Annotated in this window: 19 protein-coding genes and 1 other annotated feature; all 19 genes read right to left on the reverse strand. The window is 46.1% G+C overall.

Features of this window, described 5'->3' with window-relative positions; translation table 11 throughout:
• Window positions 1-3 precede the first annotated feature (3 nt).
• The 19 genes from rplK to RRU94_RS25605 all read right to left on the reverse strand — a co-directional run bounded on the left by rplK (window position 4) and on the right by RRU94_RS25605 (window position 16440).
• Window positions 4-429 carry a 50S ribosomal protein L11 gene (rplK, locus tag RRU94_RS25515; protein WP_045851841.1) on the reverse strand — a complete coding sequence of 142 codons (426 nt, stop codon included), beginning with the start codon at window positions 427-429 and terminating at the stop codon, window positions 4-6.
• Window positions 430-595: 166 nt separating this feature from the next.
• Complete coding sequence (nusG, locus tag RRU94_RS25520; RefSeq protein ID WP_315693601.1) at window positions 596-1132, reverse strand: transcription termination/antitermination protein NusG; 537 nt, start codon at window positions 1130-1132, stop codon at window positions 596-598.
• A 319-nt stretch (window positions 1133-1451) separates the two neighbouring features.
• Window positions 1452-1637 carry a preprotein translocase subunit SecE gene (secE, locus tag RRU94_RS25525; protein ID WP_315693602.1) on the reverse strand — a complete coding sequence of 62 codons (186 nt, stop codon included), beginning with the start codon at window positions 1635-1637 and terminating at the stop codon, window positions 1452-1454.
• A 30-nt stretch (window positions 1638-1667) separates the two neighbouring features.
• Complete coding sequence (gene rpmG, locus RRU94_RS25530; RefSeq protein ID WP_050182407.1) at window positions 1668-1814, reverse strand: 50S ribosomal protein L33; 147 nt, start codon at window positions 1812-1814, stop codon at window positions 1668-1670.
• A gap of 61 nt (window positions 1815-1875) precedes the next feature.
• Window positions 1876-2493: an RNA polymerase sporulation sigma factor SigH gene (gene sigH, locus RRU94_RS25535; protein ID WP_251273802.1), complete on the reverse strand. Its 618-nt coding sequence runs from the start codon at window positions 2491-2493 to the stop codon at window positions 1876-1878.
• A gap of 98 nt (window positions 2494-2591) precedes the next feature.
• Window positions 2592-3101 carry an NYN domain-containing protein gene (locus tag RRU94_RS25540; protein ID WP_251273789.1) on the reverse strand — a complete coding sequence of 170 codons (510 nt, stop codon included), beginning with the start codon at window positions 3099-3101 and terminating at the stop codon, window positions 2592-2594.
• Between the two features lie 2 nt (window positions 3102-3103).
• Window positions 3104-3853 carry a 23S rRNA (guanosine(2251)-2'-O)-methyltransferase RlmB gene (rlmB, locus tag RRU94_RS25545; protein WP_315693604.1) on the reverse strand — a complete coding sequence of 250 codons (750 nt, stop codon included), beginning with the start codon at window positions 3851-3853 and terminating at the stop codon, window positions 3104-3106.
• Window positions 3850-4263: a Mini-ribonuclease 3 gene (locus RRU94_RS25550; protein WP_315696145.1), complete on the reverse strand. Its 414-nt coding sequence runs from the start codon at window positions 4261-4263 to the stop codon at window positions 3850-3852. Before RRU94_RS25550 ends, rlmB begins: the two co-directional genes overlap by 4 nt.
• On the reverse strand, window positions 4263-5660 hold the full coding sequence (gene cysS / locus RRU94_RS25555; RefSeq protein WP_315693605.1) for a cysteine--tRNA ligase: 1398 nt from the start codon (window positions 5658-5660) through the stop codon (window positions 4263-4265). Before cysS ends, RRU94_RS25550 begins: the two co-directional genes overlap by 1 nt.
• Window positions 5650-6390, reverse strand: a complete 741-nt coding sequence (gene cysE / locus RRU94_RS25560) for a serine O-acetyltransferase (protein WP_315693607.1) — start codon at window positions 6388-6390, stop codon at window positions 5650-5652. Before cysE ends, cysS begins: the two co-directional genes overlap by 11 nt.
• Window positions 6361-6586, reverse strand: a binding site (T-box leader). Its footprint overlaps the gene before it by 30 nt.
• A gap of 35 nt (window positions 6587-6621) precedes the next feature.
• Window positions 6622-8082 carry a glutamate--tRNA ligase gene (gltX, locus tag RRU94_RS25565; protein ID WP_315693608.1) on the reverse strand — a complete coding sequence of 487 codons (1461 nt, stop codon included), beginning with the start codon at window positions 8080-8082 and terminating at the stop codon, window positions 6622-6624.
• Window positions 8083-8104: 22 nt separating this feature from the next.
• Complete coding sequence (gene ispF, locus RRU94_RS25570; protein ID WP_315693609.1) at window positions 8105-8587, reverse strand: 2-C-methyl-D-erythritol 2,4-cyclodiphosphate synthase; 483 nt, start codon at window positions 8585-8587, stop codon at window positions 8105-8107.
• A gap of 5 nt (window positions 8588-8592) precedes the next feature.
• Complete coding sequence (gene ispD, locus RRU94_RS25575) at window positions 8593-9288, reverse strand: 2-C-methyl-D-erythritol 4-phosphate cytidylyltransferase (protein WP_242236828.1); 696 nt, start codon at window positions 9286-9288, stop codon at window positions 8593-8595.
• Between the two features lie 23 nt (window positions 9289-9311).
• Window positions 9312-10394, reverse strand: a complete 1083-nt coding sequence (locus tag RRU94_RS25580) for a PIN/TRAM domain-containing protein (RefSeq protein ID WP_315693610.1) — start codon at window positions 10392-10394, stop codon at window positions 9312-9314.
• Between the two features lie 90 nt (window positions 10395-10484).
• Window positions 10485-11858 (reverse strand): DNA repair protein RadA, encoded by a 1374-nt coding sequence (gene radA / locus RRU94_RS25585; protein ID WP_315693611.1) that lies wholly within the window; start codon window positions 11856-11858, stop codon window positions 10485-10487.
• A 60-nt stretch (window positions 11859-11918) separates the two neighbouring features.
• Window positions 11919-14357, reverse strand: coding sequence for an ATP-dependent protease ATP-binding subunit ClpC (clpC, locus tag RRU94_RS25590; protein ID WP_242236839.1), 2439 nt, complete (start codon window positions 14355-14357; stop codon window positions 11919-11921).
• 18 nt (window positions 14358-14375) lie between these two features.
• Entirely contained in the window at window positions 14376-15431 is a 1056-nt protein-coding gene (locus tag RRU94_RS25595; RefSeq protein ID WP_315693612.1) for a protein-arginine kinase McsB, read from the reverse strand.
• Window positions 15431-15964: a protein-arginine kinase activator protein McsA gene (locus RRU94_RS25600; RefSeq protein ID WP_315693613.1), complete on the reverse strand. Its 534-nt coding sequence runs from the start codon at window positions 15962-15964 to the stop codon at window positions 15431-15433. The genes RRU94_RS25595 and RRU94_RS25600 overlap by 1 nt, the downstream gene beginning before the upstream one ends.
• Before the next feature lie 5 nt (window positions 15965-15969).
• Complete coding sequence (locus RRU94_RS25605) at window positions 15970-16440, reverse strand: CtsR family transcriptional regulator (protein ID WP_315693614.1); 471 nt, start codon at window positions 16438-16440, stop codon at window positions 15970-15972.
• Between the last annotated feature and the right edge of the window lie 99 nt (window positions 16441-16539).

Here is a 16539-nt window from a genome sequence, read left to right on the forward strand (position 1 = left end):
CGATTAGTCTTCAATCACAATACCCATGCTGCGGGCAGTACCTTCAACCATACGCATAGCTGCTTCAACATCAGCTGCGTTTAGATCAGGCATTTTTGTTTCAGCAATTTCACGCACTTTATCACGTTTAACCGTTGCAACTTTGTTGCGGTTCGGTTCTCCAGATCCTGACTCGATGCCAGCTGCTTTTTTCAAAAGAACGGCTGCAGGCGGAGTTTTTGTGATGAATGTAAATGAACGGTCTTCAAAAACCGAAATTTCAACCGGGATAATCAATCCTGCTTGATCTGCTGTACGCGCATTGAATTCTTTACAGAATCCCATGATGTTAACACCAGCTTGACCTAGTGCCGGACCAACCGGCGGCGCAGGGTTTGCTTTACCTGCAGGAATTTGCAGTTTTACGACTTTAATTACTTTTTTAGCCACGAGACACACCTCCTTAAGTCCGTGATGTGGTACATGGGGCTTTGCCCCTCCCACTCTGTCTATCTTTATTTGAATAAAGATGATTAATAAAAATGAGTCTTACTCAGTACGACACGTACTGACCTAAAAAATAGTAACATTTTTCAAACAAGATTTCAACCCGTTTTCAGGATAATTTATTCACTTGATCAAAATCAAGCTCAACAGGCGTTTCACGACCGAACATATTTACAAGCACTTTCAGCTTTCCTTTGTCCTGGTCAATTTCTTCAACGCTGCCTTCAAACTCCGCAAACGGCCCTTCTTTCACAATCACGGTTTCACCAAGCTCATAGTCGCCATCGCGACGGCGCTCATCCATTCCCATCTGCTTCAGAATAGATGTTACTTCATCCGGAAGCAAAGGCGTTGGCTTAGAGCCATGGCCGGCAGATCCAACGAATCCGGTTACACCCGGTGTATTGCGGACGACATACCACGAATCGTCAGTCATCACGATTTCAACAAGTACGTATCCGGGGAACACTTTCCGCTTTGTTATCTTTTCTTTGCCGTTTTTTACATCGCGCTCTTCTTCTTCCGGTACAATAACACGGAAAATTTTGTCCTGCATTCCCATTGACTCAACGCGTTTTTCTAAGTTCGCTTTTACTTTGTTCTCGTACCCTGAATACGTGTGAACAACATACCAATTTTTTTCCATAGAAAGGGACTTGTGTCCTTCCCTCCTTTTCATTTAAACGAAAAGCGCAAGACGCCTATTCACCAGCAGCAAGTGCGACATCGTTCTGCAGCACTTTTTCAACCCGCAGCATGCGGGTCTCCGAGCTGGCAGCGCCTGGAGCTAGACATTTTCTGAACCAAATGAAAAAACCCGTTAAACGGGCTTTTCAGGTCCGCATGATGCGGGTCATCAAGGCTTTTGGGCACAATGCTGTGCTTTTTGCCTTTGGTCTTATTATCATTATCCATTATAGCACGGAAAAAACACTGTGTATTCAAGTAATTTTCCAGACAGCTTTTTATATTGCCAAAACCCAGCGCACGAGCGCTGAAATGCCGTAATCAACGACCGAGAAAAAAAGAGCAAGAAAGATTACGGTTGAAATAACGGTAATCGTATACGTTGTAAGCTCTTTTCGTTTCGGCCAGCTGACTTTGCCCATTTCAGAACGCACGTTACGGAAAAACTGCGTAATGCGTGACATTTGCTGAAACCTCCAAAAGAAGCGCCGGTGTCATTTCGTTTGTTTATGCATAGTATGCTGGTTACAGACACCGCAAAATTTTTTTATTTCAAGGCGCTCGCCGCTGGCTGTATTCACCGTCGTCGAGTAATTACGTGATCCGCATACTGAACACGCAAGAGGCACTTTTTTTGCCATGTTATCACCTTACCATTTCGATTCTTAAAACGTATCATTGAAAGCGGGCTTTCGTCAAGTTTCATTGAATCGTAATTTCCTTGAATTCCAGATACCGCTCCAGCTTTCGTTTTACCCTTTGCAGGGCGTTATCAATTGACTTTACGTGCCGGTTAAGCTGCTCAGAGATTTCCTGGTACGAACGGCCATCAAGGTAAAGAGCCAGTACCTGACGCTCTAAATCACTTAAAAGCTCGTTTACTTTTCCTTCAATGCTTGAAAATTGTTCGCGGTTAATAATTAATTCCTGTGGGTCGCTCGCTTTCGTTCCTGTCAGCACATCCATAAGCGTCCGATCTGATTCTTCATCGTAAATCGGCTTATCGAGCGATACGTAGGAATTAAGCGGGATGTGTTTCTGGCGGGTTGCCGTTTTAATGGCCGTAATAATTTGGCGGGTAATGCACAGCTCCGCAAAAGCCCGAAACGTGCTAAGCTTGTCCCCTTTGTAGTCGCGGACCGCCTTGTATAATCCAATCATGCCTTCCTGCACAATATCTTCCTTGTCAGCTCCGATTAAAAAATAAGAGCGGGCTTTGGCCCGGACAAAATTTCGGTATTTATGAATGACAAAATCGAGGGCTTCGCTGTTTCCTTTGTGCACAAGTTCCACAAGCTGTTCATCACTAAGCATATCCATTCCTGGACTAATCAAACGGTTCACGCTTACACATCTCCCTCCGCCTGTCAATCTTCGCTAGGATTAGTATACAGTACCATTTTTTTCTGCGTCAATCTTCATTTTTTTCCTCTGCGCCACTTCTCAAACGTTTCGGCGGTTTCTTTACTGAGCGGAATTCTCGCGTGTGGCTTGATTTCACTGATCTCCCCGAGGTTTTTTCGAATTCCTTTTTGTGTAATTGACAATTCTGTTAAAAGTTCCCGCGCGGAAATGCGGAGAGCTCCCTGGCCGAATACAGCCCATTGCTCTGTATAGTCCGATGTAGCGACCGTTACTTGATCACGCACATTCGTCAATTCAATGGCCATTCGTTCAATTCGCTCATCCGCCGTTTCATTTTCACGCGTGAAAATCACTTCTACCTTGGCATCGCGGTACTTTTTCTCCGTTCCTTTGACAAAGTGCGCATCGAATACAATAATCACGCGGCAGCCGTGGGCGCCCTGATACTCCGCCATTAGTTCGACAAGGCGGTCACGGGCACCGCCAAAATCTACGTTTTTCAACCGGCGAAGCTCCGGCCACGCGCCAATCATGTTATAGCCATCGACGAGGAGAATATCCATCGTTAGTTCCCCAGCGGATGACGCTTCCGGTATACTTCGTACATGAGCAGGGCAGCCGCTACCGACGCGTTAAGAGAAGTGACGTGACCGACCATCGGCAGCTGAATGAGAAAGTCACATTTTTCTTTTACAAGACGGCTGACACCGCGGCCTTCACTGCCAATCACAAGGCAAAGAGGCATCGTGCCATCAAATCGGCGGTAATCTTCGGCACCCGATGCATCTGTTCCAGCAATCCAAATTCCCCGCTCTTTTAATTCATCCATTGTGCGGGCAAGATTCGTGACGCGGGCTACCGGAATGTATTCGATGGCGCCTGTGGAGGCTTTCGCAGCCGTTGCGGTTAAACTCACGGACCGGCGCTTTGGAATAATAATCCCATGCGCGCCGACTGCATCGGCCGTCCGCATAATCGAGCCAAGGTTATGCGGATCTTCGAGCTCATCAAGCAGGAGGAAAAACGGCGGTTCGCCGCTTTCTTCTGCTTTGGCAAACAAGTCGTCAATTTCTGCATACTGGTATGCTGCGACAGATGCTGCGACTCCCTGGTGATTCTCCGGCACCACTTGTTCAATTTTACGCTTCGGCACCATTTGAACCGGAATGCTCAGTTCTTTTGCTTTGGCGATAATTTGCTGAATCGAGCCTTTTTGTGCCCCTTCCTGCACCCAAAGCTTATTGATATCACGTCCGGCACGCAGCGCTTCCATGACCGGGTTTCGTCCCCCGATCCATTCTTGTTCCTGTGTCATCCGTTCGTCCCTCCGTTCTCTAAGATGTTATAGATAATCTCTTCCATTCGCTCAAGCCGGCCGGTTAAAAACAAAAAACCGATGACAGCTTCAAGAGCGGTACTGTGGTTATAGGTCAGAACATCCGTGTTTTTTGGAGTGTGTCCTGATTTTGCATTGCGTCCGCGCTTGGCGACCGTTTCTTCTTCTTCGGTTAAAAACTGTTCTTCAAACAGCCGGTGCAGCTGGGCAGCCTGTGCCTTGGCAGAGACGAATTTTGTCGAAGCGCGGTGCAGGTCGTTCGGCTTTACCCGGCCGGACTCCAGCAAAAACTTCCGCACATACACTTCGTATACAGCATCTCCCATATAAGCCAGCGCCAGCCCGTTCAGCTGTCTTGCATCTTTAAGCGGTTCTGCGAGCCCTTTCATCATCCGCGTCTCCAACGAATTCCTTGAGCTGTATCTTCCAAGATAATGTTCATGTCTTTGAGCTGATCGCGAATGCTGTCTGCGCGGGCGAAATCCCGATTTTTGCGCGCTTCATTACGCTCCTGGATCAATGCTTCAATTTCCTCATCCAATAGTTCCTCCTGCTGCAGCTGCAGGCCGAGCACGAAAAACATATCTTCAAATTTCGACAAAAATACATCAATGACTTCTGTAGATGTATGGTCCTCAAGTAAGTACACATTCGCATCTTTTGATAAATCAAACAGTACAGAAATGGCATTGGCTGTGTTAAAGTCATCATCCATTTCCTGCAGGAAACGCTCGTGGTGACGATTCACTTTTTCGATCCATTGATCATTATGGTCCGTTAAATTGGTGCTGGACTCTTTGCGGTGCTTTACATTTTGATAAGCTGTTTTCAACCGGTCAAGCGAAGCGGCAGAGCTGTCGAGCAATTCTTTGTTGTAGTTAACCGGATTGCGGTAATGAACCGACAGCATGAAGAAGCGAAGCACCTGCGGGTCCACCTCTTTAATAATGTCGTGGACGAGTACAAAGTTGCCAAGTGATTTGGACATTTTTTCGTTATCGATGTTAATGTAGCCGTTATGCAGCCAGTAACGGGCAAACGGCTTGCCTGTTAATGCTTCCGACTGGGCAATTTCATTTTCATGGTGCGGGAATGTTAAATCCTGGCCGCCTGCGTGAATATCAATGGAATCACCAAGATACTTACGGGCCATTGCCGAGCATTCAATATGCCAGCCGGGACGTCCTTCTCCCCACGGGCTGCTCCAGGAGATTTCTCCTTCTTTCGCTGCTTTCCATAAAACAAAATCAAGTGCGTCGTCTTTCTTCTCGCCTGCGCCAATACGGGCGCCGACTTTTAGTTCATCAATAGATTGATGAGACAATTTGCCGTATCCGTTAAATTTACGGGTCCGGTAGTACACATCTCCGCCGGATTCATAAGCAAACCCTTTGTTTACAAGCTCGGCAATAAATTCAATAATCAGCTCAATGCTTTCTGTTACGCGCGGATGAATATCGGCTTTCTGGCAACCCAGTGCGTGGGTATCTTCAAAGTATGCCTGAATAAAACGTTCGGCAATGACGGGCACCTCTTCTCCGAGCTCGTTCGCTGCCCGGATCAGCTTGTCATCCACGTCGGTAAAGTTTGATACGTACTTTACTTCGTATCCGCGGTATTGCAGATGGCGGCGCACTGTATCAAATACAATAGCCGGCCGGGCATTTCCGATATGAATGTAGTTATAAACGGTTGGACCGCATACATACATCTTTACTTTCCCCTCTTTAAGCGGGACAAATTCTTCTTTTTTGCGCGTCAGCGTATTATATAATTTAATGGACATTCGTGTGATCCCCTTTCTTCATTTCTTCCTTCAAGTAAGCAATTTCTGCTTCCAGGCTTTTTAAGCGGTCGGCAACCGGGTCAGGCATATTGCTGTGGTTTAAATCCTTTACAGAAGGCTGAACTTTTTTGCCATTCTGTATAACAACCCGGCCCGGAATCCCAACAACCGTTGAATTGGCCGGTACGTCTTTTAATACAACCGAGCCAGCGCCAACCCGGGCGCATTCCCCAATGGTAATCGAGCCGAGCACTTTCGCCCCTGTGGCAATCAATGCTCCGTCAAGAACAGTAGGATGGCGCTTTCCTTTTTCTTTACCAGTTCCCCCGAGTGTTACCCCTTGATAAAGCGTAACATTGTCACCAATTTCACATGTTTCCCCGATGACAACGCCCATACCGTGGTCGATAAAAAGACCGCGGCCAATCCGGGCACCTGGATGAATTTCAATGCCCGTGAAAAAGCGGCTGATTTGAGAAATAACCCGGGCAATAAAATAAAACTTCCGTTTGTAAAACCCATGGGCCAGGCGATGCGCCCAAATGGCATGCAGCCCCGAATACGTTAAAATCACTTCCAAGTAACTTCTTGCTGCCGGGTCCTGCTCAAAAATCGTGTCGATGTCCTGCTTTAATACACGCAGCATTGTTTCCACTCCTCCCAAATCCTTTTTCAGACATACAAAAAAACGCCTCTGATAGACAGAGACGTTTTGTATACGCGGTTCCACTCTGTTTGAAAAACGGCTCTTCGCCATTTTCCCAACTCCAGATCGATAACGGGGATTTCCCGCTGCCGCTTACTTTTTGTTCAGCCGCAGGCTCCGAGGGGCACTTCTGCGGACAGAGAGGCCTAAACCGCTCGCAGCCATGGCGGTTCTCTCTGAAAGGCATCTGCCGCATACTTTTCCTCTTCAACGCTTTACTTTATATATATACTCTATTATATACAGGTCCGCCGTTTAATCAAGAACCGTATTTAAACGTGTGATGACTTTTTCGCGGCCAAGCAGCTCGATCGCTTTCGGAAGGTCTGGTCCATGTGTCTGGCCAGTTACAGCTGCACGAATTGGCATAAACAGCTTTTTGCCTTTATGGCCTGTTTCTTTTTGTACTTCCTTCATTGCTTTTTTCACACCTTCTGCCTCGAACGGCTCAAGAGCTCCTGCTTTTTCAGCAAACGCGCGAAGCACCTCAGGAACTTGTTCTTCGGAAAGAACTTCTTTCGCTTCTTCCTCGTAAGAAACCTCTTCTTTGAAGAATAGACCCGATAATTCGACAATTTCTGCACCGTAACTCATTTTTTCCTGATAAAGCGCAATTAAGCTTGTTACCCATTCTTCTTTTTCAGGAGAAAGCGTTTCTTCAATCAAGCCTGCTTTCACAAGATGCGGACGCGCAAGTTCAACAACCCGATCCACCGGCTGCTCCTTCATGTACTGGTTGTTCATCCAAAGAAGCTTTTGTTTATCGAAAAATGCTGGTGATTTAGACAGGCGGGCTGCATCAAACTGCTCAATAAACTGCTCTTTCGTGTAGATTTCCTCTTCTTCTTTCGGCGACCAGCCAAGAAGCGTAATAAAATTGAGCAATGCTTCCGGCAGATAGCCAAGCTCTTTGTACTGCTCAATAAACTGAATGATGGATTCGTCGCGCTTGCTCAGCTTCTTACGGCTTTCGTTTACGATCAACGTCATATGACCGAATACAGGCGGTTCAAAGCCAAGCGCCTTGTAAATAAGCAGCTGCTTCGGTGTATTGGAAATATGGTCGTCTCCACGAAGAACATGCGTCATTTCCATTAAATGATCGTCTACCGCTACCGCAAAGTTGTATGTTGGTGTTCCGTCCTGCTTGACGATAACGAAGTCACCACCGATGCCATCCGACTCAAAAGATACCTCTTCTTTTACGATGTCATTGAATGTAATCGTCTCGCCTGATGGAACAAGAAAACGAATGCTTGGACGACGGCCTTCCGCTTCTAAAGCAGCTCTTTCTTCGTCAGTCAGATGACGGCATTTCCCCGAATAGCCGGCGATTTCGTTGCTCTCCTGCTGCGCCGTACGCTCTGCTTCAAGCTCTTCAGCGGTACAGTAGCATTTATACGCTTTTCCTTCTGCTAAAAGCTGCTCATAGTACTGTTTGTATAAATCGTTTCGTTCTGATTGACGGTACGGTCCGTATTCACCGCCGACATCCGGACCTTCATCCCAGTCGACGCCAAGCCATTTTAAATATTCGAGCTGACTTTGTTCGCCGCCTTCAATATTCCGCTTTTGGTCTGTGTCCTCAATTCGGATAATAAATGATCCGCCAAGGTTGCGGGCGTATAAATAGTTAAAAAGCGCTGTCCGCGCGTTCCCAATATGTAAATGGCCAGTTGGGCTCGGCGCGTAGCGAACACGTACATGATTTGTCATTGCTTTTTCCTCCGATGCTGTTTTACCTTTGTTTTTTTACCAATAGAACGGCTGCCTGCGATGCGATACCTTCGCCTCTTCCCGGGAACCCGAGTTTTTCGGTTGTTGTGGCTTTCACATTTACTTGGTCTGTGTCTGCCTGGAGCAGTTCGGCAATGCGCTCCTGCATCGCGCCAATATAAGGTGCCATTTTTGGCTTTTGGGCGATAATCGTGCAGTCGATATTCCCCAGCTCATAGCCTTTGTTTTGTACAAGCTGCCAAACGTGCTCCAGCAGCTTCCCAGAATCTGCATCTTTAAATGCGGCATCTGTATCCGGAAAATGACGGCCAATATCCCCCTCACCAATCGCTCCAAGACATGCGTCTGCTACTGTGTGCAAAAGCACATCCGCGTCCGAGTGGCCGAGCAGCCCTTTGTCATGGGGAATGGTAATGCCACCGATAATAAGCGGGCGTCCTTCTACAAGCTGATGCACATCAAACCCTTGTCCAATTCGAAACATGTTATTTACACCTTGCTTTCATTTCTTTTTGCAATAATCGCCCGGGCAAAATATAAATCTTCCGGTGTCGTTAATTTAATATTGTCATAATCACTTTCGACAATACAAACAGGGTAGCCGGTCCGTTCCACAAGCGATGATTCATCGGTTCCCAAAAAGTCTTCTTCTTCCGCTTTTTTCTGAGCGGAAAGAAGAACCTCTTTTTGAAAAGCCTGCGGTGTTTGCACGGACCAGAGGCTTGCCCGTTCGACTGTTTCGGACACAATGCCGCTTGCCGCTTTTTTTATTGTGTCTTTGACCGGAACAGCCGCAATGGCTGCGCCCGTTGCTCGGGCGCTTTCGACGAGTGTCGCAACCGTTTCTTTTGTAATAAACGGTCGCGCTCCATCGTGAACAAGGACAATGTCTGATTCCGGCGGAAGCGCCTTTAAACCACTGTAGACACTGTGCTGCCGTTCTTTGCCGCCATCTGCGAATGCGCACACTTTTGTAATTCGGTGTATGGCTAAAAGCTGCTGAAATTCCTTCCGTTCATCTGGATGAACAGACAGCACAATGCCTCTGCATGACGCATCCGTCTCAAATACAGTGAGCGTATGAATAATAAGCGGCAGCCCTTCAAGCTCAAGCAGTACTTTGTTCATGCCTGCTTTCATACGCTTTCCTTTTCCGGCAGCTGGAATCACGACATAATAGTCCATTCGTTTAAACCTTTCCTTTCTTCTCATGCATGTTTCGGTTTTGCAAAAATCATTCGTCCGGCAGATGTCTGCAGTACGCTTGTGACAATCACGTCAATTTGCTTGCCGATAAAATCGCGGCCATCCTCTACGACGATCATCGTTCCGTCATCGAGGTAGGCAACGCCCTGGCGCTGTTCTTTCCCATCTTTAATCACCAGCACATGCATTTCTTCTCCCGGAATGACTACCGGTTTTACCGCGTTGGCAAGGTCATTAATATTAAGTACTTGCACTTTTTGAAATTCACATACTTTATTTAAATTAAAATCGTTAGTGACCACAATACCGCTTATTTCCTTCGCCAGCTTCACAAGCTTTGAATCTACTTCCTGAACATCTTCATAGTCCTTTTCTGTCATCTCGACTTCAATTGGGACATCTTTTTGCAGACGATTTAAAATATCAAGGCCGCGGCGCCCTTTCGTTCTCTTTAGTGTATCAGAAGAATCGGCAATATGCTGTAATTCTTCAAGAACAAATTGTGGAATCACAATCGTGCCGTCCAAAAAGCCTGTTTCACAAATATCGGCAATCCGCCCATCGATAATCACGCTCGTGTCCAGTATTTTAAATGATTTTGCCGGAAGCGCAGGTGCCGTTTCTTCCGCTTGAGCTTCCTTTCGCTTCGAAGACTTGCTTGAAGAAAATAAAGAGGTTAGTTCATCCCGGCGCTTAAATCCAAACTGAAAGCCAAGATAACCAAGACCAATGGTCAGCAAAATGGGCACCACCGTATTGACAATCGGCAATTCCAGCTGTGCAAGCGGAATCCCAACCAGCATCGCCACGAGAAGTCCGGCCAACAAACCGAGTCCGCCTGTGACAATATCAGTCAGCGGTGCATTCACAATTCGATCCTCGATCCACTTAATAAACTCCACAATGTAGTCTACTGCCCAAAAGGTAAGCAAATAGAAAAGGAGTGCTCCTACAAGCGCTGTGACATAGGGGTTATTAATAAATGGATGATCAAAATGAAGATAAAGGAATAAGTCCGGAAGAAGAAATACGCCAAGCGTACCGCCTAAAATAATGAACCCGCCCTGTACAAGACGCTTCAACATGTTTGTTTCACCTCCCTATTCCTTTTATTATAAACACGTTTCGAGCCTCGCGCTAATAATACGAGACTCGAATTGGTTTTGTTTCGTTTTTTATTTACCGAACACCATTTTTAATGCTTCATTTACAGTGGATACACCAATAATTTGAACCCCTGCCGGCGCTGTCCAGCCGCCAATGTTGTTCGCCGGAACAATAATGCGTGTGAATCCAAGTTTTGCTGCCTCGTTTACACGCTGCTCAATTCGCGATACGCGCCGAACCTCTCCGGTCAGGCCAACCTCACCAATCAAGCAGTCTGAAGCACCTGTTGGTTCATCTCGGAAGCTTGAGGCAATACTGACTGCCACCGCCAAGTCAATGGCCGGCTCATCAAGCTTTACACCGCCGGCTACTTTCAAGTAAGCATCCTGGTTTTGTAAAAGCAGGCCGACTCGTTTTTCAAGCACCGCCATAATAAGTGTTACCCGGTTATGATCAATGCCGGTTGCCATCCGACGAGGGTTTCCAAAGACCGTTGGCGACACAAGTGCTTGTATTTCTACTAGCACGGGCCGGGTACCCTCCATAGATGCAACTACTGTGGAACCGGATGTTCCTTTTGTACGCTCCTCTAAGAAAATCTCAGATGGATTGGCCACTTCCTCAAGACCTGCTTCTTTCATCTCAAAAATGCCCATTTCATTTGTTGAGCCGAATCGGTTTTTAACCGCCCGTAAAATCCGGTACGTATGGTGCCGCTCGCCCTCGAAATAAAGCACGGTATCCACCATATGTTCAAGAAGGCGAGGTCCTGCGATAGCTCCTTCTTTTGTAACGTGTCCGACAATAAAAATAGCAATGTTATTCACTTTAGCAATACGCATCAACTCCGCTGTACACTCACGCACCTGTGACACACTGCCCGGCGCTGACGTTACTTCCGGATGATGAACCGTTTGAATGGAGTCGATGATGACAAACTGCGGCTTCATGTTTTCAATCGCCGAATGAATCAGCTGAAGGTTCGTTTCAGCGTAAATATACAGGCTTTGTTCGTTAATGCCCATTCGGGATGCACGCATTTTTGTTTGTTTCACCGACTCCTCACCAGAGATATAAAGCACATTGCTTCCTTTGGATGAAAGCTGGGAAGAAACCTGCAAAAGAAGCGTGGATTTCCCAATGCCCGGGTCACCGCCAATCAGAACGAGTGAACCAGGCACGACTCCGCCGCCTAATACTCGGTTTAACTCTTTTAAATCGGTTTCCACTCTTGGCTCTTGAGCGGTTTCTACGTCAACGAGCCGGGATGGCTTTGCCATAACTGTATCCGAATGAGCGAAGGTTGTACGTTTCGGTTTTCCGGTAATTTCCGTTTCCTCCACCATTTGATTCCACTGACCGCAGCCCGGGCATTTCCCCATCCACTTCGGTGACTCATATCCACAAGAGCCACAGACGAATTTTGTTTTTACTTTAGCCATGTTCCCTCTCCTTTTTCATAAAAAACAGCGGGTCTTTAACAGACCCGCTGCACGCTTTCATTACGAGGTTGAGCCGGCCGCCGTGCGGACTACAAACTCGCCTTTCTCATCTACATCTACTACGACGTGCTGTCCAGTTAATACATTGCCTTTAAGCAGCTCCTCTGACAAGCGGTCTTCTACTTGCTTTTGAAGTGCCCGGCGAAGCGGACGTGCACCGTATTCTGGATCGTATCCTTCTTCCGCGATTTTTTCTTTCGCTTTATCAGACAGCTCGACATTGATGTCCTGCTCTTTGAGACGTGTTGTCAGCTGGTCCGTCATAAGCGTAACGATTTCTTTTAAGTGTTTTTTCTCAAGAGCATGGAAGACGATAATTTCATCGATACGGTTTAGGAATTCCGGACGGAATGCGCGTTTTAACTCATCCATCACTTTTCCTTTCATATCTTTGTGGTCTTGTGATGCATCTTGAATATTAAAACCGACATATTTGTTTTTCTGCAAAGACTGCGCTCCAACATTGGATGTCATAATGAGAACAGTATTGCGGAAATCAACGGTACGGCCTTTTGAATCTGTTAAACGTCCATCTTCAAGAACTTGAAGCAGAATGTTAAAAACATCCGGGTGCGCTTTTTCAATTTCATCCAATAGAACAACAGAGTACGGCTTGCGGCGAACTTTTTCTGTCAGCTGACCGCCTTCTTCATAGCCTACATATCCTGGAGGCGAACCGACAAGGCGAGATGTTGAATGTTTCTCCATATACTCGGACATGTCGATCCGAATCATTGCATCTTCATCACCGAACATAGATTCAGCCAATGCTTTAGCCAGTTCTGTTTTCCCGACACCTGTTGGTCCAAGGAAAATAAAAGAGCCAATTGGGCGTTTTGGATCTTTTAATCCTGCACGTGCCCGGCGCACAGCTTTAGAAATAGACGTCACGGCTTCTTCCTGGCCAATTAAGCGGGAGTGCAAAATCTCTTCCAGATTCAGCAGGCGGTCTGTTTCCGTTTGAGCCAGTTTTGAAACTGGGATCCCTGTCCAGCTCGATACAACCATGGCAATGTCTTCCATTGTTACTTCGCTGTTTTCTGTGCCCTGCTTTTCTTTCCAGCTGTTTTTCGTCTGCTCCAGCTCTTCACGAAGCTTTTGCTCAGAATCACGAAGAGACGCTGCTTTTTCAAATTCCTGGCTTTGTACGGCAGAATCTTTCTCGTGTTTCAACGCTTCAAGCTTTGCTTCAAGCTCTTTTAAATTTGGCGGTGTTGTAAAAGAACGAAGACGAACTTTTGAACCAGCTTCATCAATTAAATCAATGGCTTTGTCTGGCAGGAACCGGTCAGAAATGTAACGGTCAGACATTTTCACTGCTGCTTCAATTGCTTCATCTAAAATCGCTACGCGGTGATGGGCTTCATACCGGTCACGCAGTCCTTTTAAAATTTGAATCGATTCCTCTAGTGTTGGTTCATCGACTTGAATCGGCTGGAAACGGCGTTCTAGAGCCGCATCTTTCTCGATGTATTTACGGTACTCATCAAGTGTTGTTGCACCGATACATTGCAGCTCGCCGCGCGCAAGAGACGGTTTTAAAATATTAGACGCATCAATGGCACCTTCTGCTCCGCCTGCTCCGATCAGGGTGTGCAGCTCGTCAATAAACAAAATAATATTGCCAGCCTGGCGAATTTCGTCCATTACTTTTTTCAAGCGGTCTTCAAATTCACCACGATATTTCGTTCCCGCTACTACTGTTCCCATATCCAGCGTCATCACGCGCTTATTACGGAGTGTTTCCGGCACCTCGTTGTTAATGATCTGCTGAGCAAGACCTTCAGCAATAGCCGTTTTCCCGACACCTGGCTCCCCGATTAAAACAGGGTTATTTTTCGTGCGGCGGCTCAGCACCTCAATAACACGCTGAATTTCTTTGCTGCGGCCAATAACCGGGTCTAAGCTTCCTTCACGGGCAATCACTGTTAAATCACGTGCAAGTCCGTCCAGAGTCGGCGTGCTGACATTTGAAGCCTGGCCTCCCTGGCCGCTTCCTGATTCACTGCTGCCAAGAAGCTGCAATACTTGCTGGCGTGCTTTGTTTAAGCTGACGCCAAGGTTGCCAAGTACACGCGCTGCCACTCCTTCGCCTTCACGAATTAAGCCAAGCAGGATGTGTTCTGTTCCTACGTAAGAGTGGCCTAATTTACGAGCCTCATCCATTGAAAGCTCAATGACTTTTTTGGCTCTCGGTGTATAATGAACGGTTTTAGAAGCACCGTCGCCTTTTCCAATTAACTCTTCTACTTCTTCTTGAATCTTTTCTGCACTAAGACCTAAACCGTATAGCGCTTTAGCCGCGATTCCTTCGCCTTCACGAACAAGTCCGAGTAAAATGTGTTCTGTTCCAATGTTATTGTGACCCAGGCGAATCGCTTCTTCCTGTGCTAACGCTAGTACCTTTTGTGCTCTCTCTGTAAAACGTCCAAACATCATATCCATTTCCCCCTTATCTTAATTCGTTTCTTCCAGTTCAAGCCGTTCACGAATCAATGCGGCTCGACGAATGTCCCGTTCTTCCGCTCGAAGCGGTCCTCCGGCATACTGCTGCAAAAAGCCGGGCTGCGTTAAGATCATCAGCTCATTTAAGATGCTTTTTGGTATATGAGTGATATACCCTAAATCAATCCCTAATCTAACATCTGATAAACACTGAAATGCTTCATTTGTTTCAATCACGCGGCTGTTTGATAAAATGCCGTACGACCGAAAAATCCGATCTTCCAGCTGAATAGGGGATGTTTGCATTAATGCATCGCGCGCTGACTGCTCACGGGACATTAATTCATGCACCACGCTGTCCAGATCATTAATGATATCTTCTTCGGATTTTCCAAGAGTCAACTGATTGGAAATTTGAAAGATGTTACCTAAAGCTTCGCTGCCTTCCCCATAAATTCCTCTAACAACGAGCCCTAATTGGCTGATAGCTGGAATAATACGGCTCATTTGACGTGTCAGCACCAAGCCGGGCAGGTGTATCATCACCGATGCCCGAAGCCCGGTTCCTACATTTGTTGGACAAGCGGTTAGGTAACCCATCTTTTCATCAAAAGCATATGGTACCCGGCCTTCAATTACGTCATCAATCTGATTTGCTTTTTCCAGCGTTTCATGCAGCTGTAAACCTGAGGCCAGACATTGAATACGTAAGTGGTCTTCCTCGTTTACCATAATACTTACGTCTTCTTGTTCAGAAATAAGCACAGCACCGTATAAAGATGTTTCCGCTAAATAAGGGCTGATCAAGTGCTTTTCTACCAATACTCTTTTGTGAAGCTGTGAGATATCCTCCATTTTTAAAAGCTCGAGAGATAATGATTCAGAAGCAGATTTATTTATTTGGTCAACGACTTCTTTTGCCCTTTCCATCGATAAGATTGTCGGAAATGGAACATTCTCCAAGTTGCGTGCCAGTCTTATACGCGTACTCAAGACTACATCAGAGTCAGGTCCTGTACCACTCATCCATGCTGTCGTTTGCTGGTTGATAAATCGCTCCAGAGACATTACAAACCGCCTCCTTCGCCCGACAATTTTTTCTCTAAAGCACGAATTTGATCGCGAACGCCTGCCGCTTCTTCAAATTGTTCACTATTTATCATCTCTTGAAGCTTTTCACGCAATTGATGTACTTCTTTTTGCAAATGAAGTTTACCTCCCATACGTGCCGGAATCTTCCCTTGATGAACAGTATTACCACCATGAAGCCGTTTTAAAATAGAGAATAATTTTGATTCAAATGATTTATAGCAGTGAGCACAGCCAAATTTACCGCTTTGCAAAAACTGCTGGAATGTCATATGGCACTTTTCGCAATGTGTTTCCTGATCGCGGAAAGAAGGGTTTGTGGAAAAATGAGGTTCAGAATTAAACAGCCCCCCAAGCAGATTATTTAATGAAAAAGCCGGATGGCCGCTAAATAAGTGTTCACCTTTTTCATGTGCACAGTGATCGCATAAATAAACTTCCGTCACTTCCCCATTTACTGTTTTCGTAAAATGAAGGGCTGCCGGCCGCTCATGACACTCCTGACATATCATCCTGCTCACCTGCCTTCTACATATTTAAGAGATGCTAAAAATGATTGCATCATTCTCGCTCTCAACTCATCCCGTTCAGGCAACTCGGTATTGAGCACGGAACGTTCCATTACACCTATCATTAATTTCGCCTCGCGAGTGGAAATTACCTTTTCCTCAAGCAGACGATAAACAAAATTTTCCGCACTCGCCTGTGAAAGCCTTGAGCTTGTAAGAGCCATCATTTGATCAAGAAGATCACTTTTTTCATGTGTGGTCACTTTAATGATGCGAATGTAGCCGCCGCCACCTCGTTTGCTTTCAACTACATATCCTCGTTCCACGGTAAAACGAGTATTAATCACATAGTTGATTTGAGAGGGGACACATTGAAATTTGTCAGCAATTTCGCTGCGTTTTATTTCAACAATTTCGCTGCCATTGCGTTCGAGTACTTGTTTCAAATACTGTTCAATAATATCAGAAACGTTTCTCATGCTTCTCCCCACCTTGACCTTGACTATATTTGACGATAATTATAAAGGAAAGAATGCCTTGATTCAATTATTTTGCTCTTAAATACAAAAAAGACAACC

Source organism: Domibacillus sp. DTU_2020_1001157_1_SI_ALB_TIR_016 (genome assembly GCF_032341995.1).
In the GTDB taxonomy this organism is placed as follows: domain Bacteria; phylum Bacillota; class Bacilli; order Bacillales; family Domibacillaceae; genus Domibacillus; species Domibacillus indicus_A.